The 21,825-nt window shown below is 46.9% G+C and carries 3 protein-coding genes; 1 reads left to right on the top strand and 2 read right to left on the bottom strand.

What is annotated here, in order from left to right:
• Positions 1–3 precede the first annotated feature (3 nt).
• Complete coding sequence (locus H5300_RS03650) at positions 4–1,353, bottom strand: HlyD family type I secretion periplasmic adaptor subunit (protein ID WP_004730526.1); 1,350 nt, start codon at positions 1,351–1,353, stop codon at positions 4–6.
• Positions 1,354–1,355: 2 nt separating this feature from the next.
• Positions 1,356–1,718: a hypothetical protein gene (locus H5300_RS03645; RefSeq protein ID WP_102441160.1), complete on the bottom strand. Its 363-nt coding sequence runs from the start codon at positions 1,716–1,718 to the stop codon at positions 1,356–1,358.
• Between the two features lie 186 nt (positions 1,719–1,904).
• On the opposite strand from H5300_RS03645, the gene H5300_RS03640 reads away from it, so the two are divergent.
• The gene (locus H5300_RS03640; RefSeq protein WP_182795443.1) at positions 1,905–21,707 is read left to right on the top strand and encodes a tandem-95 repeat protein; all 19,803 of its coding nucleotides are present in this window, start codon (positions 1,905–1,907) and stop codon (positions 21,705–21,707) included.
• The last annotated feature ends 118 nt before the right edge of the window (positions 21,708–21,825 follow it).

Raw genomic sequence — 21,825 nt, 5'->3', positions numbered from 1 at the left:
TGATTACCTCTCATCGAAAGCATCTTCGATGGCAGACATCACTGGCTTCGCTGCGTATTCGATCACGCGACGCGAACCTGTTTTTACATCGGCGGTAAATTCCATATAAGGTGATAATTTGTATTGAGTGCCTCCTCGTTCAAGAAAGTTTCGGTCAATTTCAATCTCTGCTAAATAGAATTCGGCGTCTTCTTCTTCATAAGACGAGCGGCTGATTGAGGCGATGGTTCCCTCAACAAATCCATATTTAGCGAAGTTATAGGTATCCATTTTTACCTTCACAGCCTGTCCGATTTCTACAAATCCCATGTCTTTACGTGGAATCTTCGCTTCGCCGTGTAGCGAATTATTTATTGGGGCAATATCGGCGATACTCTCGCCTGGCGGAATCACAGCTGAACGGAAATTGAAGTGCAGTTTGTCGACCACACCATCCACCGGAGAGTAGACAACCAGTCGATCAACCTTGTCGGAATGTTGTGGTTGTAAGATACGTTTTAGCTTGAGATCTTTATTCGCTTGAATGATTTGTGCTTGGTACTCGGAGTTTCGATTTTCAACCAAGTCACGGTGTTGTTTTTCCAGTTTGTCGAGCTGAAAACGTTCGTTCATGACCGACTCATCAAGGTTCTCAATCTCACGTACCATATTGGATTCTTGTACTTTCATGTTGAGGACGTCGACATAAGACGCCATCTCTTCTTTATAAAGCGTATTTTTGATGTTGAGTTGTTTGCGAATGAGCGATAGTTGGTTCTCTGAACTTTTACGACGCTTAAGCATTGATTTAATCAGGGAGTTTTTGTGTTTAATATCGTGGGTAATGAGCTCTTCATTTGAACGGTTTTTAGAGAACTCTTGTCGCCATGTATTCATGTTGACCTGAACTTGTTCTGGAAATTTTTCGATATAAGAAGCGAAGTTGGGTTCTACCATGTCGCGTAAGCTTTCATAACGAATCTTATCGAGCTCTATCTGAATAATTTCAGTATTCACGGTATCGAGTTGTGTGTTGCGGTCTAGTGAGCGAATTCGTGCGATCGGCTGTCCTTCATAAACGACTTCTCCTTTTCGGACTAACATCTCTTCCAATATGCCGCCTTCTAGGTGTTGCACCTTCTCAACGTCAGATTCCAATAACAGTTCACCACGTACAGAAACGACGATGTCTATACGCGCTTGTGATGCCACGGCGATAGCGACTAAAGCGAGTAGGAATATGATGAGCAACGTTTTGTGAACACTGGTCATGGCACTTGCAAGCACAATGGTGTCATCAGCTGTGACCTTAGAAGCCTCATTATTAGAAACGAGCGCTTTTCTTAAGTGATGTTCTATTTGGTTATTGCTCATGACTACCTCGATGACTTGTCATCTATTACTTCCTTAATGTCCAACAAGTGATTGATTTGTCGATTGACGTTGTGCAATTCAGTTTTTACATCCTCTAAAAGATCTTCTGGTGCAGGGAATTCGTGCTTACTCAAATGTTCCAATTTGGCCATTTTGGGTGGTAAGTCTTGATCGCACAGTAAAGTTAAGATGGTCTTTAATCTCTTTGAGTAGTTGTTGAGCTCATCAAAACGGTCACTTTTATGAAGCATTTCTATGTTGATCGCTGCGTCTGAAAAGTCCTTATAAAAATCGCCTAATAGCAATTGAAGCCCTTTGTGGCTGTTGTCGATTGAACGCAGCAAACTCGTCATGTCTATCATCATTCCACCGCCGTAATTGCTTTAATCACAATAACTAAGGATGTTTAAAGGTAGTTTTCAAATTTTTTTTGATTCTTTATGCATAAAAAGGAAAATATGAAAAATGTTGTATAAAAACTTGGTTTTTCAAAATGGTGTCCTTTAATGCCTCTAAATACGATCAGTTAGCTAGTAGCAACGGAGGCTGTAATGGCAGGCGAAAATAACCAAAACAACCAAAATGAAGATCTCAATGACGCGGTAGAACAAACGGACACGAACGACGCGGGTACGCCCTCCCAGCAGCAGAATCAACAAAATCAACAAAATACGATTGCGTCGACAATAGCGACGGGTGCTGAAAACACGGATGCGGCCGACGAGGTTAATCAGGCTTTAGAAGACAATCCGAGTGGCGCAGGTAATGCTGAAGATGCGTCGGCTTCTGGTGCGGCTGTTCAAGAAGAGACGCCAGAAAGCGATGGAGATTCAGACGCAGCACAATCCAATGTAGTCGGTGGTGCGGCTTCGGAAGGAGGAAGTGCTGAAAGCGCATCCGGAAGTGGTGGTGGGGATTCTGGTGCAGGCGCACAGGCAGTAGGAGGCGGTGGTGCAGCCGGATCTGAAGGGGGAGTTGATGCAGAAGGCAATCAAGACCAAGGTCAAGCAGTACAAACTTCAGCAGCATCAAGCTCATCAACAGATTCTGAAGGGTCACAAGGTGGTGATCATCTAGACTCGGAAACCGCAGAAGAAACGTTTGCAGTCGATGTTCAGGACCAAAGCGGTGAAGCAACGAATCAAGTAGAAGATGATTTTGATTCTGAAACGACGAGTGAAACTTTCCAAATCAATGTAGAAAGTGAAAATGATGCGCCAGAAGCAGAACAAGATCTGGCTTACATCATGGATGAAGATGGCTCCATAACATTCACTCAAGAACAATTACTCGAATACGCAAGTGATGTAGATGGGGACGAACTGGTTGCATCTAACGTTCAAGTTGGTGCTGATGCAACCGTTCAAGACAATGGTGATGGTACTTTCACAGTAGTTCCTTCAGCTGACTTCAATGGTGAACTTGACCTTACTTTCGACATCAGTGACGGCCAAGAAACGATTAGCAGCGCAATTGATTTAACGGTACGTCCGATTAATGACGCGCCGGTTCCTGAAGATAAAACGTTTGAAATAGAGGAAGATGGCACACTCATCTTCACTGATGCAGACCTGTTAACAGGTGCAACCGACATTGAAGGTGACAACCTGACGGTTGAAGGTGTGACCTACGACGGTGGCGACGGTATCTTGACCGACAACGGTAATGGTACGTACACCTTTGCGCCAAATGAGAACTTCAATGGCGACGTAAACTTCGGCTTCGATGTGTCAGATGGTACCGATACGGTGTCTGCAAACATTGATGTTAGCGTGACTCCTGAGAACGATCCGCCAGTTGCTGGCTCTACGTCTTACACAGTTAATGAAGACAATTCGATTACCATTTCTGATGCACAATTATTGGCAACATCTTCAGACATCGAAGGTGATGTATCGATAGACAGCGTGACTTACTCGGGTAGTGATGGTGTCCTTGAAATCAACGGTAACGGTACTTACACCTTCTCGCCAAACGAGAACTTCAATGGTGAAATTGCTCTAGATGTCGTGGTTGCCGATGAAGAGGGTGCAACCGATGCGACAACTGCGGGTATCACCGTACTTGAAGTGAATGATCCGCCAGTCGCAGGCCCAACGTCTTACACAATTGATGAAGACTCAGTACTGACTTTCAGTGAGTCACAAGTGCTACTGAATGCTTCTGATGTAGAAGGGGGTGTTGAGCTTGTTGGTATTAACTACAACGGCCCTGACGGTATCTTCTCGGTAAATGTTGACGGCACTTGCAGCTTCGCTCCGAATGAGAACTTTAATGGCCAAGTTCAACTCGATGTGACCATTCGTGATGAAGATGGTGCAGAAGTTGATACCGTCATCAACGTGGATGTTCTGCCAATCAACGATGCACCAGTATCGGGTGATTTGGCTTACAGCGTTAACGAAGATGGTTCAATCACACTGAGCCAAGATCAGCTGTTGTCTCAAGCGTCTGATGTTGAAGGTGAAGACCTAACAGCAAGCGATTTAACGGTTGGTGGTGATGCGACAGTTGTAGCTAACGACGATGGCAGCTTCACGATTACGCCAGATGAGAACTTCAATGGTGACATTGATATTCAATTCAACATCACTGATGGTACTGACACAGTTCAAGCAACCGCCGATCTTACTGTTAACCCAGTTAATGACTTGCCGGTTCCTCAAGATCAACAATTCAGTATTGCAGAAGACGGTACGCTGCAATTTACAGATGCCGACTTACTTACCGGTGCCACCGATATTGATGGCGACGACTTAACCGTTGAAGGTATTAGCTATACAGGTGGTGATGGCGTACTGACCGACCACGGTGATGGTACTTATACCTTTGCGCCAAATGAAAACTTCAATGGCGATGTGAACTTTAGTTTCGATGTGTCTGATGGCACAGAAACGGTCAGCGCTAACATTGATGTCAGTGTGACGCCTGAGAACGATCCGCCAGTTGCGGGTTCAACCTCGTACATGGTCAACGAAGACAATGCCATCACAATTTCTGATGAGCAGTTGCTAGCAAACTCTTCTGACGTTGAAGGTGCAGTGTCGATTGACAGCGTAACTTACAGCGGCACAGATGGTGTGTTCCAAGATAATGGTGACGGCAGTTACACCTTCCTTCCTAATGAAAACTTCAGTGGCGATATCAGCCTTGACGTTATTGTTGCCGATGAAGACGGTTCGATTGATGAAACCACTGCGGGCATCACCGTTCTAGAAGTGAATGATCCACCGGTTGCGGGTCCAACGTCATACACCATTGACGAAGATTCGGTTCTGACGTTCAGTGAATCTCAGATTCTTGTGAATGCTTCGGATATCGAAGGCGATGTAGAACTTGTTGGCATTAACTACGATGGCTCTGACGGTATCTTCACTGTAAATGGTGATGGTACATGCAGCTTTGCACCAAATGAAAACTTTAATGGTCAGGTTCAACTGGGTGTGACCATTCAAGATGAAGATGGCGCAACGGTTGAAACACACATTAACGTTGATGTATTGCCAATCAATGATGCGCCAGTATCGGGTGATTTGGCTTACACCATCAATGAAGATAGCTCCATCACGCTAAGCCAAGAGCAATTGCTAGCAAGAGCAGGTGATATTGATAGCGACAACTTAGAAGCTATCAATCTATCTACTGATGAAAATGCGACCATCCAACATAATGATGATGGCAGCTACACCATCACACCGAACGCAGACTACAACGGTGACCTAGATCTGAACTTCGATATCATCGATAACGATGGTGGTTCAGTTCAAGTTGGCCTAGACGTTACTGTGAATCCGGTTAATGACCTGCCACAAGCGGAAGATCAACAGTTCACGATTGAAGAAGACGGTACGTTACTCTTCACCGATGCTGATCTGCTTGCAGGCGCGTCGGATATTGACGGTGATGAATTGTCGATTGAAAACGTGCTCTACACAGGTGCAGATGGTGTTCTTCGCGATAATGGCGACGGCACATACAGCTTTGCTCCAAACGAGAACTTCAATGGTGATGTTCAATTCTCGTTCGATGTCTCTGACGGTACTGATTCAACATCAGCTGTTATTGATGTCAGTGTAACGCCTGAGAATGATCCACCGGTTGCTGGCTCGACATCTTACACAGTTCAAGAAGATGGCCAAATCACGATCAGTGATGAGCAATTATTGGCAAACTCTTCCGATGTAGAAGGCGATGTATCATTGTCTGGAGTATCGTACTCCGGTGATGACGGCTCATTTGTTGATAATGGCAATGGTACTTACACCTTTACGCCAAATGAAAACTTCGATGGTGATATTTCACTAGACGTTGTTGTCGTTGACGAAGACGGTGCAACCGCAACTACAACCGCTGGCATCGATGTTATTGCTGTGAATGACGGCCCTGAAACATCTGGTATTCAGGCTGAAGTCGACGAAGATAATTCAATCACCATTACTCAAGAGCAGTTACTTGCGAATGCGACCGATGTTGAGGGTGATGAGCTAACGGCAACTAACCTACAAACCAACGATCCTGACGCGACGATTGTTGCGAATGACGATGGTTCATTCACCATCACGCACACAGAAAACTTCAATGGCGAGTTGGACTTCACATACAGCATCAATGATGCTGACAATGAAGTTCTGACCACTCTCGATCTAACGGTTAATCCAGTTAATGATGCGCCAGAAGCGGGCGAAGAGATCTTCATCCAAGCGCAAGAAGATCAAACGGTTGGTGTGACGCTTCGTGAAGAACCTGCACTACGTTTAGACCAAGCGCCAGAAAACGGCATCATTGAAGCGAATGTTAATGATGAGTGGGTGGTGCTGGAAGTAGGGCAAGAAGTACCGGCTGATACAGAAGTACGCTTTGTTCCAAGTGAGGGGGCTCTTGCTGAAGGCACACATACTACGCAAATTGGTACCTTCGACGATAACGCTAGCGTAGACGATTGGGGTACAGAAGTTGACCCTTACACTCGTGAGTTCTCGGATGGTGATTTAACGGTTACGGTTCAAAGTAACGATGATCCGCTTGGTGCTTGGAATGGTAACACCCACATAGGTCACGGCCTTGGTGATACCGATCGCCAAGGGTTGAGTGGTGATGAAAAACTGACTGTTTCGGTTGAAGGTCAAGACATCAATGAAATCAGTTTCCACCTAGATGGTTTAGGTGGTTGGTTCATGGAAGAATCGCGTCACTTTACAGAAGTAGAAATCAAAGCGTTCAATGAGGACGGTGACCTAATTGACTCGATGACTTACCACAAAGAAGACCGTGGTACTTTCGAGACAGACTACACGCTAACCGTTGACCAACCAGTGTCTTACTTTGAACTGGGTACAGTGCAAGGTAATGGTACTTACGTCGTGCAAAACATGACAGTGTCACAAACGTGTCATGATGAGGCCGTGTTCACATCGATTGGTGTAGACGGTTCAGAAATCACTGAAACGGTTGAACTGAACATCCATGCGGGTGACAACGAAATTGAGCTAACAGCTGATCTTCCTAATATCACTATCGATACTGAAGGTTCTGCTCAATTTGCTTCTGTTGTGATTACAGAAGAACAGTTACTGGCACAAGCATCAGATATCGATGGCGATGATCTTGATATTCAAAATCTTGAGCTGGTGGGTGAAAACTCAGAGCATGCAACACTGACTGACAACGGTGATGGTACTTGGACGGTGACACCAGATGAAAACTTCTACGGTGAAATTGAGCTGGGTTACCAAGTTTCTGATGGTGAACTGACTGATAACAACATCATTAACATCAACTTTGAGTCGGTGAATGATGCGCCAATCGTTTCTGGTCCAATGGTTCTATCGACAGACGAAGACCAAGGTATTACGTTCAGTGCTGAGGATTTACTGGCGAACACCACAGATGTAGAAGACGATGCGCTGTCTATTTCTGACATCACTTACGGTGGTGATGACGGTGATTTAGTCGACAATGGTGATGGTACATTTACCTTCATGCCGAATGAAAACTTCAATGGTGAAATCGACATTGATTACAAGGTATTCGATGGCACCGATGAAGTTGCAACCCATCTAGATCTGACCGTTGTACCTGTTAATGATGTGCCGGTTCCGGGCGAGCCATTGCACACCCAAATGCTTGAAAACGGCTCTATGATCATCGAAGCGAAAGACCTATTGTCTGGCGCGACCGATGTTGATGGCGATATCCTGCATGTTGATAATCTACTGCTTGTTGACCAATCACAAGGTACATTAACAGACAATGGAGACAATACTTTCACATTCGAACCTGCAGAGGACTTCTACGGTGAAGTGAATCTGACTTTCGATATTAGTGATGGTCAAGCGAGTGCACCAAGTACCGCTAGAGTCGACGTTGAAATTGTCAACGAAGGCCCTGAAGTTAGCGGCCCAATTGAAGCCGCTGTTGATGAAGATGGTTCAATCACTATCACTCAAGAGGATCTGTTAGCGAATGCAACGGATGTCGATGGCGATAACCTTGAAGCGGTTAACTTTGCGACCAACGATCCAAATGCGGTTGTTGTAGAAAACCCAGACGGTAGTTTCACTATCACACCAAGTGCAGACTTCTTTGGTGAAATTGAATTTACTTACGATGTGACAGATGCGATCGAAACTGTTGCGGCTGACCTCAATCTAACCGTAAACCCAATCAATGATGCACCAGATGTGCCGGACATGTCTTTCACAACGGAAGATGGTCAAGCGATCACCATTACAGAAGCTGAACTATTAGCACAAGCGACAGATGTTGAAGGTGATGAGCTTTCCGTACTGAACGTGACAAGTGCGAGTGATACGGTAGATGTGACAGACAATGGTGATGGTACATACACATTAACGCCAGAGCAGGGCTTCTTCGGCAATGTTGACTTAACGTTTGATGTGAGTGACGGCACCGACGTGGTGGCTGCAAACATCGACCTAAAAGTTGAGTTCGTTAATGATGCGCCAGAAGCAACGCCGATGGTTGCGGATGTCGACGAAGACGGTTCAATTCTCGTTACACAAGCGATGTTGCTGGAGAACGCGAGTGACCAAGATGGCGATGAACTGTTTGCGAGCGCGCTAGAAACCAACGATCCGAATGCAAGTATCGTAGACAATGGCGATGGTACTTACACAGTAACACCTTCGGAAAACTTCAATGGTGATATCGCATTCACTTATGAAGTGAGTGATGGTGAACTCAGTACCGCCAATGACATGACATTGACCGTGAATCCGGTGAATGACATTCCAATTGTTGCCCCAGGCATGTACCACATCGAAGAGGATGGCAGCATCCTGTTCACTCAAGAAGATCTATTGAGTGGTGCGATTGATATTGATGGCGATGACCTTAGCGTTATCAGCATCAATTACTCTGGTGATGAAGGTACTGTCACCGACAATGGTGACGGCACGTTTAGCTTCGTTCCTGAAGAGCATTTCAGTGGTGATCTGCAGTTCAGCTTTACTGTGACAGACGGTACGGATGAGGTTGAACAAGACCTTAACGTTCATATTGAAGCAGTCGCGGATGCACCGGATCTTGTGATAACCGATGGCGACGGCGTTAACGTTGATGACCAAGCTGTTTTGGTTGAGCCTGGCGGCATTGTTGAACTGAACATTGCAGCGGCGCTTGTCGACCAAGACTTGTCTGAAACACTGACCGTAACCGTAGATGGTGTGCCAGAAGGTTCGGTTATTCAATACGATAACGAAGGCGTTCTGAATGACCAAGAGAACGGCATCACCAGTTACAACGACACTGAAATTACAGTAACGTTTGAAGGTGAAACTGCGGGATACCAAAACGCAGCGGGTTACTACAAAGTTGACGAAGACGGCAACATCACAGGTGTTGAAGTTGTTTACGAAAACGCGTCACAAGTTGGCGGCGGCGGTGACCTTGTCCCTGGGCAAGATCAGTTCAGCTTCCAAGTCGAGGAAGGTGAGAGTTTTAACCTGTTCTTAATTCCAAACGGGCATCAACACAACGACTTTGACGCGATGCAAGACGGTCAGTACGAGTTCCGTGCTGAGGATGGTTCACCAGCGAACATGGATACGGTTGATCCTCAACTTGTCTTTGTTGCTGCTGATGGCACTGAAACCGTGGTGCAAGGGCAGAATGGTGACGCGATCTTCCATGGTGGTTCAAGCTCTCAGCTAAACCAAGATGGTATCGAACATACTCGCACGACGGTTAATGAAGACGGCGAACTGGTTTACGGCTTTGAAGATTTGTATGGCGGCGGTGATGCTGACTACACAGATTTCAACTTCACAATCGATGTGGGTGAAGTGAACAGCCAAATCTACAGCGGTGAAGTGACCGTTGGCCCTGATGGTACGGTGAACTTACCGACAACGGCTATCGAAAATTCACTACAAATCCAGTTACCAGAAGACTTCAACGAACAGCTTGAAGTTCATGTAACTGCAACCGCAACAGAGCTATCGAATGATGATTCTGAAACGGTCTCTCAAACCATCTACATTAACGCGACAGGCGCGCACATTGAGCACGCACCTGAAGCGCTGCCTGTTGCAGCAACAGTAGAAGAAGATGGTTCTATCACCATTACGCAAGAAGACTTGTTAGCTAATGCTCGTGATCTCGATGGCGACCAGCTGACGGCTCTGAATTTAGCAACCAATGATGAGAGCGTAACTATCACAGATAACGGTGATGGTACGTACACATTAACGCCAGATGCTGACTTCAATGGCGATGTTAGCTTTACGTTTGATGTGTCTGATGGTGATGATGTTGTCTCTACCAGTCTAGAATTAACAGTTTCACCTGTGAATGATGGTCCAGAAGCACAAGATCAAGCGTTCACAATCAATGAAGATGGTGTGTTAACGTTCAATGACCAAGACCTATTAACAGGCGCTACGGACATTGAAGGGGACGACCTAAGCGTTGAAGGTGTGACTTACACTGGCGCAGATGGTGTCCTAACCGATAATGGCGATGGTACATACAGCTTCGCGCCAAACGAAAACTTCAATGGCGATGTGAACTTTTCGTTCAATATATCAGATGGTACCGATACGGTAACCGCTAGCATTGATGTCAGCGTGACACCAGAGAATGATCCACCTGTCGTGGGTAGCACGTCTTACACGGTTCACGAAGACAACTCCATCACGATCAGTAACGAACAATTGCTAGCGAACTCTTCAGATATTGAAGGGGAAGTGGCGATTGATAGTGTTACCTATAGTGGCAGTGACGGTGTTCTAGAAATCAACAGTGACGGCACATATACCTTCTCGCCAAACGAGAACTTCAATGGTGAAGTTAGCCTAGATGTGGTTGTTGTGGATGAAGACGATGCAGCCGTATCGACTACTGCGGGCATTACGGTTCTAGAAGTGAACGATCCGCCAGTTGCTGGCCCAACGTCTTACACTATCGATGAAGACTCGGTACTGACCTTTAATGAATCTCAAGTTCTGCTGAACGCCTCTGATATTGAAGGTGACGTACAACTTGTTGAGATCAACTACGACGGCCCTGACGGCATCTTCTCAATCAATGGTGACGGCACATGTAGCTTTGCACCGAATGAAAACTTCAACGGCCAAGTAGAGTTGGATGTGACCATTCAAGATGAAGACGGCGCTCAAGTTGATACTCATATTACGGTTGATGTATTACCAATCAATGATGTTCCAGTATCGGGAGATTTGGCATACAGCGTTGAGGAAGACGGTTCAATTACCTTGAGCCAAGAGCAACTTCTATCTCAAGCGAATGATGTAGACGGTGATGACTTAACCGCTTCCAACTTAATGGTTGATGGTGATGCGACGGTTACGGCTAACGATGACGGTAGCTTTACCATCACACCAGATGTGAACTTCAACGGTGAGATTGACCTAACATTCGACATTAGTGACGGTACAGACACGCTCGTTGCGACGGCTGACCTAACCGTTAATCCAGTTAATGACCTTCCACAACCACAAGATCAAATGTTCAGTATTGGCGAAGACGGCATCTTGAACTTCACAGATGAAGACCTGCTAACGGGCGCTACCGATATCGATGGGGACGACTTGTCGGTTGAAGGTGTGACTTACACAGGCACCGATGGTGTTCTTACCGATAATGGTGGTGGCAGTTACAGCTTCGCACCAAACGAGAACTTCAATGGTGATGTGAACTTCAGCTTTGATGTGTCAGATGGCACTGATACGGTTCAAGCGAACATCGATGTGAGCGTGACGCCTGAGAACGATCCACCAGTGGCGGGTAGCACGTCTTACACCGTACATGAAGACAACTCAATCACGTTCAGTAACGAGCAGCTATTAGCCAACTCTTCAGACATTGAAGGTGAGGTTGCGATTGATAGCGTGACTTACACTGGCAGTGACGGTGTGTTCGAAGACAACGGTGACGGCACTTACACCTTCTCTCCAAACGAGAACTTCAATGGTGATGTGAGCTTAGCGGTTGTTGTTACCGATGAAGAAGGGGCAACAGAAGCGACCACAGCAGGAATCACCGTACTTGAGGTGAACGATCCGCCAATCGCAGGTTCTACCAGCTACTCAGTGAACGAAGACGAAGTTATCACCATCAGTTCAGATCAACTGTTGGCGAACTCTTCAGACGTTGAAGGTGAAGTGGCGATTGACAGCGTGAACTACACAGGCGCTGACGGTATCTTTACTGACAACGGTGATGGAACATTCAGCTTTGCACCGAACGCAAACTTCGACGGTGATGTAAGCCTGGATGTTGTCGTTACTGATGAAGACGGCGCAACCGCAACTACCACTGCAAACATTGATGTTCTGCCTGTGAACGATGCTCCGGTATCGGGCGACTTGGCGTACAGTGTGGACGAAGATGGTTCAATTACGTTGAGCCAAGAGCAATTGCTTGCTCAAGCGAGCGATGTTGACGGCGATGACTTAACAGCGGCTAACCTAACCGTTGGTGGTGATGCGACCGTCACTGCAAACGATGACGGTAGCTTTACTATCACACCAGATGCGAACTTCAATGGCGACATTGATTTGAACTTCGACATTACCGATGGTGATGCGACGCTTCAAGCAACGGCTGATCTTACCGTTAACCCTGTCAATGACTTGCCAACAGTCGGTGAGCCACAGTTTGTGACTCAAGAAGACACGAGCTTTACCTTCACAGAAGAGCAACTGCTGCAAAATGCAGGCGATATTGATGGCGATAACCTATCGGTTGAAAATGTGGCTTCAGATAGCGGTACTTTGGTTGATAACGGCGACGGCACTTACACTTTTGCTCCGAATGAAAACTTCGATGGCAATGTGAATGTGACCTTCGACGTGAATGACGGTACAGCGACAGTACCAGCAGATGCGACGATTGATGTTCAATCTGTGGTTGATATGCCAGAGCTGTCGATTGCGTCTGACTTGGTGATTGCTTCAGACAACTTCGAGTCTGGCTCGAACGGCTGGAATACGGGCACTGAAAGCTCACAAGGCTTCGAATCAGGTGACATGCTAGGTCGTATTGGTGGCACTGGTGGCGATGAAGCAGTTAGCAAAACTTACGACATTCCAAGTGATGTGAGCGAAGTTAATATCTCGTTCAGTTTCTACGAAATTGATTCTTGGGATGGTGAGTCATTCCAAATCTTTGTCGGCGGCGAAGAGCTTACTTCGTTAGACAACTCGGCGTTCCAAACTCAAGATGGCACGACAACGTTGTACGATTCAGCGGGCAATGAAGTGGGTGAAGTCGTTCACGGCGTGTCGCAAGGTGAAGGCTTCAGTGGTTGGAACGACCAAGCACACCAAATCAACCTAACCGTACCCGTTGAAGATGGTCAACTTGAGTTAGGCTTCGGTTCAACCTTGAACCAAGGTGTGAGTGATGAGTCGTTTGGCATCGATAACATTGAAATCACAGTGTCTGATGCGGATTACCAAATTATTGGTACCGAAGATACGCCAGTACCACTGGATATTGATGCGGCGTTAACCGATACCGATGGTTCAGAAAATCTCGCTATCTTGATTGAAGATGTACCAGAAGGCAGCTCGCTTTCTGCAGGTACCGATAACGGTGATGGTACATGGTCATTGCAACCAGGTGAGCTAGAAGGGTTAGAGTTTATTCCTTCAGGTGACTTCAATGGTGATGTGGTTCTAACCGTGAATGCGACATCAACGGATGTTGATACGGGCACCACCGCAACGGCAACGCAAGATGTGACGATTCATATCTCGCCAGCGAATGATGCGCCAGAAGTTGATGGTGATATCAGTGCCGTTACGGCCGAAGACAACAGTATCACGCTAACTCAAGAGCAGTTGCTAGAGCACGCTGTCGATATTGATGGTGATGACCTATCCGCAATCAATCTAACCACTAATGACGAAAATGCGACCGTTGAAATGAACGACGATGGCAGCTTCACCATTACTCCGAGTGAAAACTTCAACGGTAATATCGAATTTAGTTATGATGTCACCGATGGGGAAGAGATGGTCGCTGCTGGCCTAGACTTGACGGTAACACCAGTCAATGACGCGCCAGAGCCACAAGACCAAGCATTCACTATTGGTGAAGATGGGGTTCTTAACTTCACTGACGCTGACCTGTTAACAGGTGCAACGGATGTTGAAGGTGATGACTTAACGGTAGAAGGTGTGACATACACGGGTGCTGATGGCGTTCTTACTGATAATGGCGACGGAAGCTACAGCTTTGCGCCAAACGAGAACTTCAATGGTGATGTGAACTTCAGCTTTGATGTGTCAGATGGCACAGATACGGTTCAAGCCAACATTGATGTGAGTGTGACGCCAGAGAACGATCCACCAGTGGCGGGTAGTACGTCGTACACTGTGCATGAAGACAACTCAATCACGATCAGTAACGAACAGCTACTAGCCAACTCTTCAGACATTGAAGGTGAAGTTGCGATTGATAGCGTGACTTACACAGACAGTGACGGTGTATTCGAAGACAACGGTGACGGCACGTACACCTTCTCACCAAATGAGAACTTCAATGGTGATGTGAGCTTAGCGGTTGTTGTTACCGATGAAGAAGGAGCAACAGAAGCGACCACAGCAGGAATCACCGTACTTGAGGTGAACGATCCGCCAATCGCAGGTTCTACCAGCTACTCAGTGAACGAAGATGAAGTTATCACCATCAGTGCAGAGCAACTGTTGGCGAACTCTTCTGATATTGAAGGTGAAGTGGCGATTGATAGCGTGAACTACACAGGCGCTGACGGTATATTTACTGATAATGGCGATGGAACATTCAGCTTTGCACCGAACGCAAACTTCGACGGCGATGTTAGCCTCGATGTGGTGGTGACCGATGAAGATGGTGCAACGACGGCCACGACGGCAAGCATTGATGTTCTTCCAATTAACGATCCACCAGTATCGGGTGACTTGGCATACAGCATTGATGAAGATGGTTCGATTACTCTGACTCAAGAGCAGTTGCTATCTCAAGCATCTGATGTGGATGGCGATGACCTGACCGCAAGCAACCTAAGCGCAGGCGACAATGCATCCGTTGTTGATAATGGCGATGGCACCTTTACGGTAACGCCAGATGCTAACTTCAATGGCGATATCGACCTAAGCTTTGATATTTCGGACGGTGCTGAGTCAATTGTGGCGAACGCCGATCTGACGGTTAACCCTGTTAATGACCTGCCAACTAACGACGATGTTTATGCCAATGTTGATGAAGACAACACCATTACTATCACGCAGGAGCAGTTACTTGCGAATGCCGCGGATATTGAAGGTGATGAGCTTGTCGCTTCCGACTTAACCTTAGTGGGTGACGATGCAACGATTGTCGACAATGGCGATGGCACGTTCTCAATCACTCCAAGCGAGAACTTCAATGGCTACATCGATGTTGCCTACAGCATCAGTGATGGCGACACACCAATTGCCGCTAACTTAGGCTTGACGGTTGATCCAGTTAACGACGCGCCAATTGTTTCTGCTGATGTGGCGATAACCATTGAAGAGGATGGTTCGTACACCATTACTCAAGAAGAACTCCTACAATTCGCGACTGACATCGAAGACGATGACATGACCGCAATTATCGGAGAGCCGGGTGATGAAACAACCGTAACCGGTACTGTGTTGGATGCTGAAACTGGTAATCCAATCGCAGGTGCGGATGTTACGCTAACCGACAACGCAGGTCATTCTTACACGGCGGAGACGGATCAATCCGGTAACTACTCTGTGAGCGGTCCTGTTGTTGACCAAGGTACCGTCACTATTGAACAAGAAGGCTCAATTACTAGCAGCTTCCTAGTTCCAGCAGGCGAAGATACCAATGGTGGCGTGACTGCAATATCTGAAGTCCTTGAAGAAACAGATATGCGTATCGTGGTCACATGGGGTGACAGTCCACGTGATATGGACAACCACCTATGGCTCTACGATACAGAGAATGGCAGTGAGCTAGACCATATTTACTATCGCGACATGAGCCATGATTTGGGTGAAGGTAATGTCGTTCAGCAAGATGTAGATGACACGAATGGCGGTGGTCCTGAAACCATCACTATTCCAAATTATCAAGATGCTGACATGCACTATTCAGTACACAACTACACCAGCAGAAGTTGGGATGTAGATGGTGTTGAAGATGTACAGGTTCAGGTATTTGTTGGCGATACATTGGTTGAAACCTTTAGCCCTGATTTATCTGAAAGCCCATCGGGTGACCACTGGCATGTATTCAATATCGTGAACGGCGTTATTGTTCCAAGCCAAGATGTAGGCACTCAAAATGCATTCGACTTGCCAACGGCAGAAGAAGCGCTCGCGAATGAAAACGGCATTGATATCTCTGAATTGCTAACGGGCGATGAAGGTGATGACTCTGGTGATACGGGTGGAAACGAACCAAGTGTTGGAGATGTTTCCATTGAGAACGCTCTTATCACTGACAATGGTGATGGTACTTACACCATTACACCGGAAGAGAACTTCAATGGTGAATTCTCGATTAGCTACAACGTAGACGATGGCAACGGTGGGGTTACTCCAGCGGAACTAGACGTGACCGTAACAGCAGTTAACGACCTTTCTGTAATTTACGACCACGACTACACCATTAATGAAGATGGTTCGCTGACCTTTACCGATGAACAGCTACTGACTGGTGCAACGGATATTGACGGCGACGACCTTTCTGTCGAGTCGGTTAACTACGAAGGCACAGACGGTGTGTTCACGGATAACGGCGACGGTACTTACACCTTTGCTCCAAACGAGAACTTCAATGGTAATGTCGACCTCACTTACGATGTGAGCGATGGTACAGATGTTGTATCGGCGAATATTGATGTTCAAGTAGTTCCAATCAACGACGTACCGGTAGCAGGTTCTACAACTTACAGCGTTGAAGAAGACGGCAGTATCACCCTAAGCGATGCACAACTTCTGGCGAATAGCTCGGATGTTGAAGGGGAAGTGTTTGTCAGCGATGTAAGCTACAGCGGCACTGATGGTGTATTCACTGATAATGGTGATGGTACTTACACCTTTGCTCCAAACGAAAACTTTAACGGTGACATCAGTCTTGATGTCTCTGTTATGGATGAAGATGGCGCAACCGCTGAAACAACCGCAGGTATCGACGTCATTGCCGTTAATGACTTGCCAGTTGCAGGTTCAACGACCTACAGCGTTGACGAAGATAATGTGATTACTATCTCTGAAGCGCAGCTCCTTGCGAACAGCTCAGACATTGAAGGTGATGTATCCGTTAGCGATGTTTCCTACTCAGGCGCAGATGGTATCTTCAGTGACAATGGTGATGGTACTTACACCTTTGCTCCAAATGAAAACTTCAACGGCAATGTCAGCCTCGATGTCACTGTTGCAGATGAAGACGGTGCAACGGCTGAAACCACTGCGGGTATTGATGTTATCGCAGTCAACGACGCACCAGTATCGGGCGACTTGGCTTACTCAGTGGATGAAGATGGTTCCATCACGCTAAGCCAAGAGCAACTGCTTGCTCAAGCATCGGATGTGGATGGAGATACTCTAACGGCATCTAACCTAGCAGCAGGTGACAACGCGACGGTAACGGCGAACGATGATGGTTCATTTACCATTACCCCGGATGCCGACTTTAATGGCGACATTGATCTAAGCTTCGACCTTTCTGATGGTACTGAAACGGTTGTTGCAACGGCCGACCTTACTGTGAATCCAGTGAATGACATCGCGGTTGTAGAAGATGTCGCTTACACCATTGAAGAAGATGGTTCACTTACCTTTACAGACGAGCAACTGCTAGCGGGTGCCTCTGATATTGATGGTGACGAACTTTCAGTTGCCGATGTGTCTTACACTGGCGCAGAGGGTGTGTTCACTGACAATGGTGATGGTACTTACACCTTTGCACCGAACGAGAACTTCAATGGTGACGTAAGTCTGGACTTCTCGGTATCTGATGGTACAGAGACGGTTGATGCAAACATCGACGTCACGGTAACAGACGTTAACGATACACCAGTGGCAGGCGCAACGTCTTACCAAATGAACGAAGATGGCACTATTACATTGAGTCCTGCGCAGTTGATTGCTAATAGCTCCGATGTGGACGGTGAAGTGTCGCTTGATAGCGTGAGCTACTCAGGTGCAGACGGTATCTTGGTTCAAAATGAAGATGGTTCGGTAACGTTCGCACCAAACGAAAACTTTAACGGCGACATCAACCTTGATGTGACGATTATTGATGACGACGGTGCAACGGCTCAAACCACCGCTGGTATTGAAGTTATTGCAGTTAACGACGCACCAGTGGCCGGAAACGTGGCTTACTCGGTTGATGAAGATGGTTCAATTACGCTATCTCAAGAGCAGTTGTTGGCGAACGCATCCGATGTTGATGGTGATGCACTAACCGCAAGCAACCTATCTGCGGGTGATAATGCGACTGTAACAGCGAACGAAGATGGTTCATTTACTATCACTCCGGATGCTGACTTCAACGGAGACATAGACCTAAGCTTCGATGTTTCAGATGGCCTTGAAACTGTTCAAGCTGGCGTCGACCTAATGGTTAACCCAGTCAATGACCTACCAACAGCAGAAGACCAAAACTTTACCGTTGAGGAAGATGGAACGCTAGTCTTCACGGATGCGGACCTACTAGCAGGCGCTGCAGACATTGACGGCGATGACTTGTCTATCTCGGATGTGTCTTACACGGGTGCAGAGGGTGTGTTCACTGACAACGGTGACGGCACTTATAGCTTTGCTCCGAACGAGAACTTCAATGGCGATGTAAACCTTGGCTTCACAGTGACTGATGGCACTGAGACAGTCGATGCGAATATTGGTGTGACGGTAACGGATGTTAACGATGCGCCAGTAGCGGGTTCTACGTCTTACCAAATGAACGAAGATGGCACCATCACAATCAGCCCTGAGCAGTTAATTGCTAATAGCTCTGACGTTGATGGCGAAGTGTCGCTTGAAAGCGTGACTTACTCAGGCTCTGACGGCACCTTGATTCAAAACGATAATGGGTCTGTGACCTTCACGCCAAGCGAGAACTTTAATGGTGATATCAGCCTAGATGTGGTTGTGACCGACGATGACGGTGCAACTGCAACAACAACGGCAGGAATCGAAGTTCTGGCTGTGAACGATGGACCAGAATCTGAGGAAGTGAAACTAACCACAGCCGAAGACAGCACCATCCTTATCACACAAGACATGTTGTTAGCTCAAGCTACCGACATCGATAACACCGCAGATGATCTGTCAGCTTCGGGTCTACAAATCGACCCTAGCTTAGGTGAGTTGCTAGACAACGAAGATGGTACTTGGTCATTTACGCCAAACGAAAACTTCAATGGCGATGTGCCAATGACGTTTAATGTTAGCGATGGCCAAGAGACTATTTCAGTCGACGGCAACATCGATGTTACACCAGTGAATGATGCACCTGAAGCGCCAATGATTGAGATGCAAGGCGAAGAAGATGTGGTCATGGTGATTGACCCTGCTTACATCGCAGATCAAGTAACAGACCTTGATGGCGACGAGATCAGCATCGAGAGCATCACAGTTCGAGCTCCAGCGAACGCAACCTTAACTCAGCAACCAGACGGTATGTATCACTTAGTGACTACTCAAGACTTTAATGGCTTAGTAGAACTCGGTTATCAAGCTACTGACGGTGAAGAAGTGGTTGATGGCTCGCTGAATGTGGATGTCATTCCTGTTAACGACGCACCGTTTAACGTCGGCAACGCAATGATGACCACAAACGAAGATGGCGCGTTCACCTTCGATGCTGGCGACTTGATGAACTTGTTCGGTGACATTGATACCGCTGACCTTGTTGTTTCTCGCATTATCACCGCAGACGGTGAAGATGGCGGAGAAGTAACAGACAACGGTGATGGTACTTGGACATTCACACCAACAGGCGACTTTGCAGGCGTCTCTGACCTGCAAGTGGTCGTGAGTGACGGTGAGTTTGAAACGGTTCTCGATGTTCCTGTGTACGTACGTCCTGTCGCAGATGGTGCGGTTATTTCAACTGACCATGACGGTCCATTGGTGTTCGGTGAAGATGAAACCGGTCACTTAGGATTGAATGTTGGCCTAGTCGATGATTCAGAAACGCTAAGTAACCTAGTGATGACAGGTTTCCCTGTTGGATTCGAGGTAACCGATGGTGTGAATACCGTGATGATCACTGAGCCGGGTCAATACATCGACCTGTTCGACTGGGATATCTCAAACATTCAAATGACGCCGCCTGAAGACTTCCATGGTGAATTCTTCGTAACAGTAAGCGCAACAACGGTTGATTATGGAGATGAGCCTGAAGCGTTTGAAGATGGCATCGATTCAGGTGACTTCGAAACTGTGGCGGGTGATTCCATCATCCTAACTGCTGATGACCTAATCGGTTTAGCTGAGAATGTGGATGCTGACAGCGACGATGAAGTGAAACTGGTTCATCTTGCCGACCGCAGCCAAGGTGAGATTGTCGATAATGGCGATGGCACTTGGACGTTCACACCAGCACCAGGTTTCACGGGCGAAGCAGACATTGCTTACGTAGTTGATAAAGATGGCGTGCTTCATGATGAGCAGACTGGCGTGGTCGTGAAAGAGGGCGATTCACAAGAGAATGCAGCACCAGAAGTTAACAGCATCACAACCACTGAAATCGCAGCCGATGCAACCTTGTCGTTCACTGATGAAGACATGTTAGCGAACCTGACCGATGCAGAAGGCGATAGCTTGAGCATTGAGTCAGTGAGCTTGATGGAAGGTCAGGGCGTAATTGAGAGCGATAACCAAGGTAACTATCAATTCACACCTGCTGAAGACTACACCGGCGATGTTCAAGTTGGGTTTATAGCGACTGATGGCGAAAATCGCATCGAAAGCTTCTTCAATGTGGATATCCAAGGCGGAGATGAAGCAGCGGCGAGTGAAGGTTATGCCTTAGCTGATGATGGTTCACTAACTATCACGGATGCACAGCTGGTGGATGAGTTGGGCGTGAGTGATTCTGCACAAGTTGTTGATGTTGCAGACGCGAACGATGCTGGCTTCTTTGCCGAATCAGGTGAAGGTGAGTGGACTTACTGGCCGAACGAAGACTTCGATGGCAATTTAGCGATGAATGTTGAAGTTAACGACGGCGGTGAAGTATCAAGCCACAGCGTAAGCATCCAAGTGGCCGATGAATCAGTGCAAAGTGATGAACCACAAGTCCAAGCTGCTCAAGAAACAGAAGAGCAACAAGTGGAAGTGGCTCAACAAGCTGATGACCAAGCTCAAGATGCTGAAACTGAAGACAGTACAGCAGATGTAACCGCGGCACCGGGCGATACTATTTCTATCTCGATTCCAGATGAGGTGAGTGGTAACGAATCGGTTGATTACGCTGAAATGTCTGGCTTACCTGAGGGTTCCACTGTGAGCAACGCACTGGATAACGGTGATGGTAGCTTCACAATCAGTGGCAACTTAGAGCAACCGGTATCCGTTGAACTTCCAGAAGGTTACGAAGGGACTAGCGAAATCCAATTCCAAGGTTACGACGAGTTGGGTAGCTCAATAGACGGAGCAAGCGGTTCTGTTGAAGTTGAGGTCGATGATCAATACACCATGCAAGGTTCTACTCAAGAGCAGCAACCGGATATGGCAGGTATGGAATCTGGAGGCAGCGACTGGACAAGTTCAGGTGGTCAAGATCAAGGTGTTGACTTCACGGATGACTCTGGAAGCTTCGATTCAGATTCTCAAACTGGAACCGATCAAGGCAACGACTTCGACCAAAGCTCGATTTAATCGAGAGGGCTTAGTTTTAGTCTGAACCGACATTTAGTCTAAACCAACAAGTAGATAGGGCAGCGTAAAGTTGCCCTGAGCAAAGCCATGTAGAGTGACCTTTGCATGGCTTTCTTGT

It is taken from the genome of Vibrio sp. SG41-7 (assembly GCF_014164465.1).
In the GTDB taxonomy this organism is placed as follows: Bacteria; Pseudomonadota; Gammaproteobacteria; order Enterobacterales; family Vibrionaceae; genus Vibrio; species Vibrio splendidus.
This window is presented reverse-complemented; position numbering and strand designations above follow the sequence as displayed.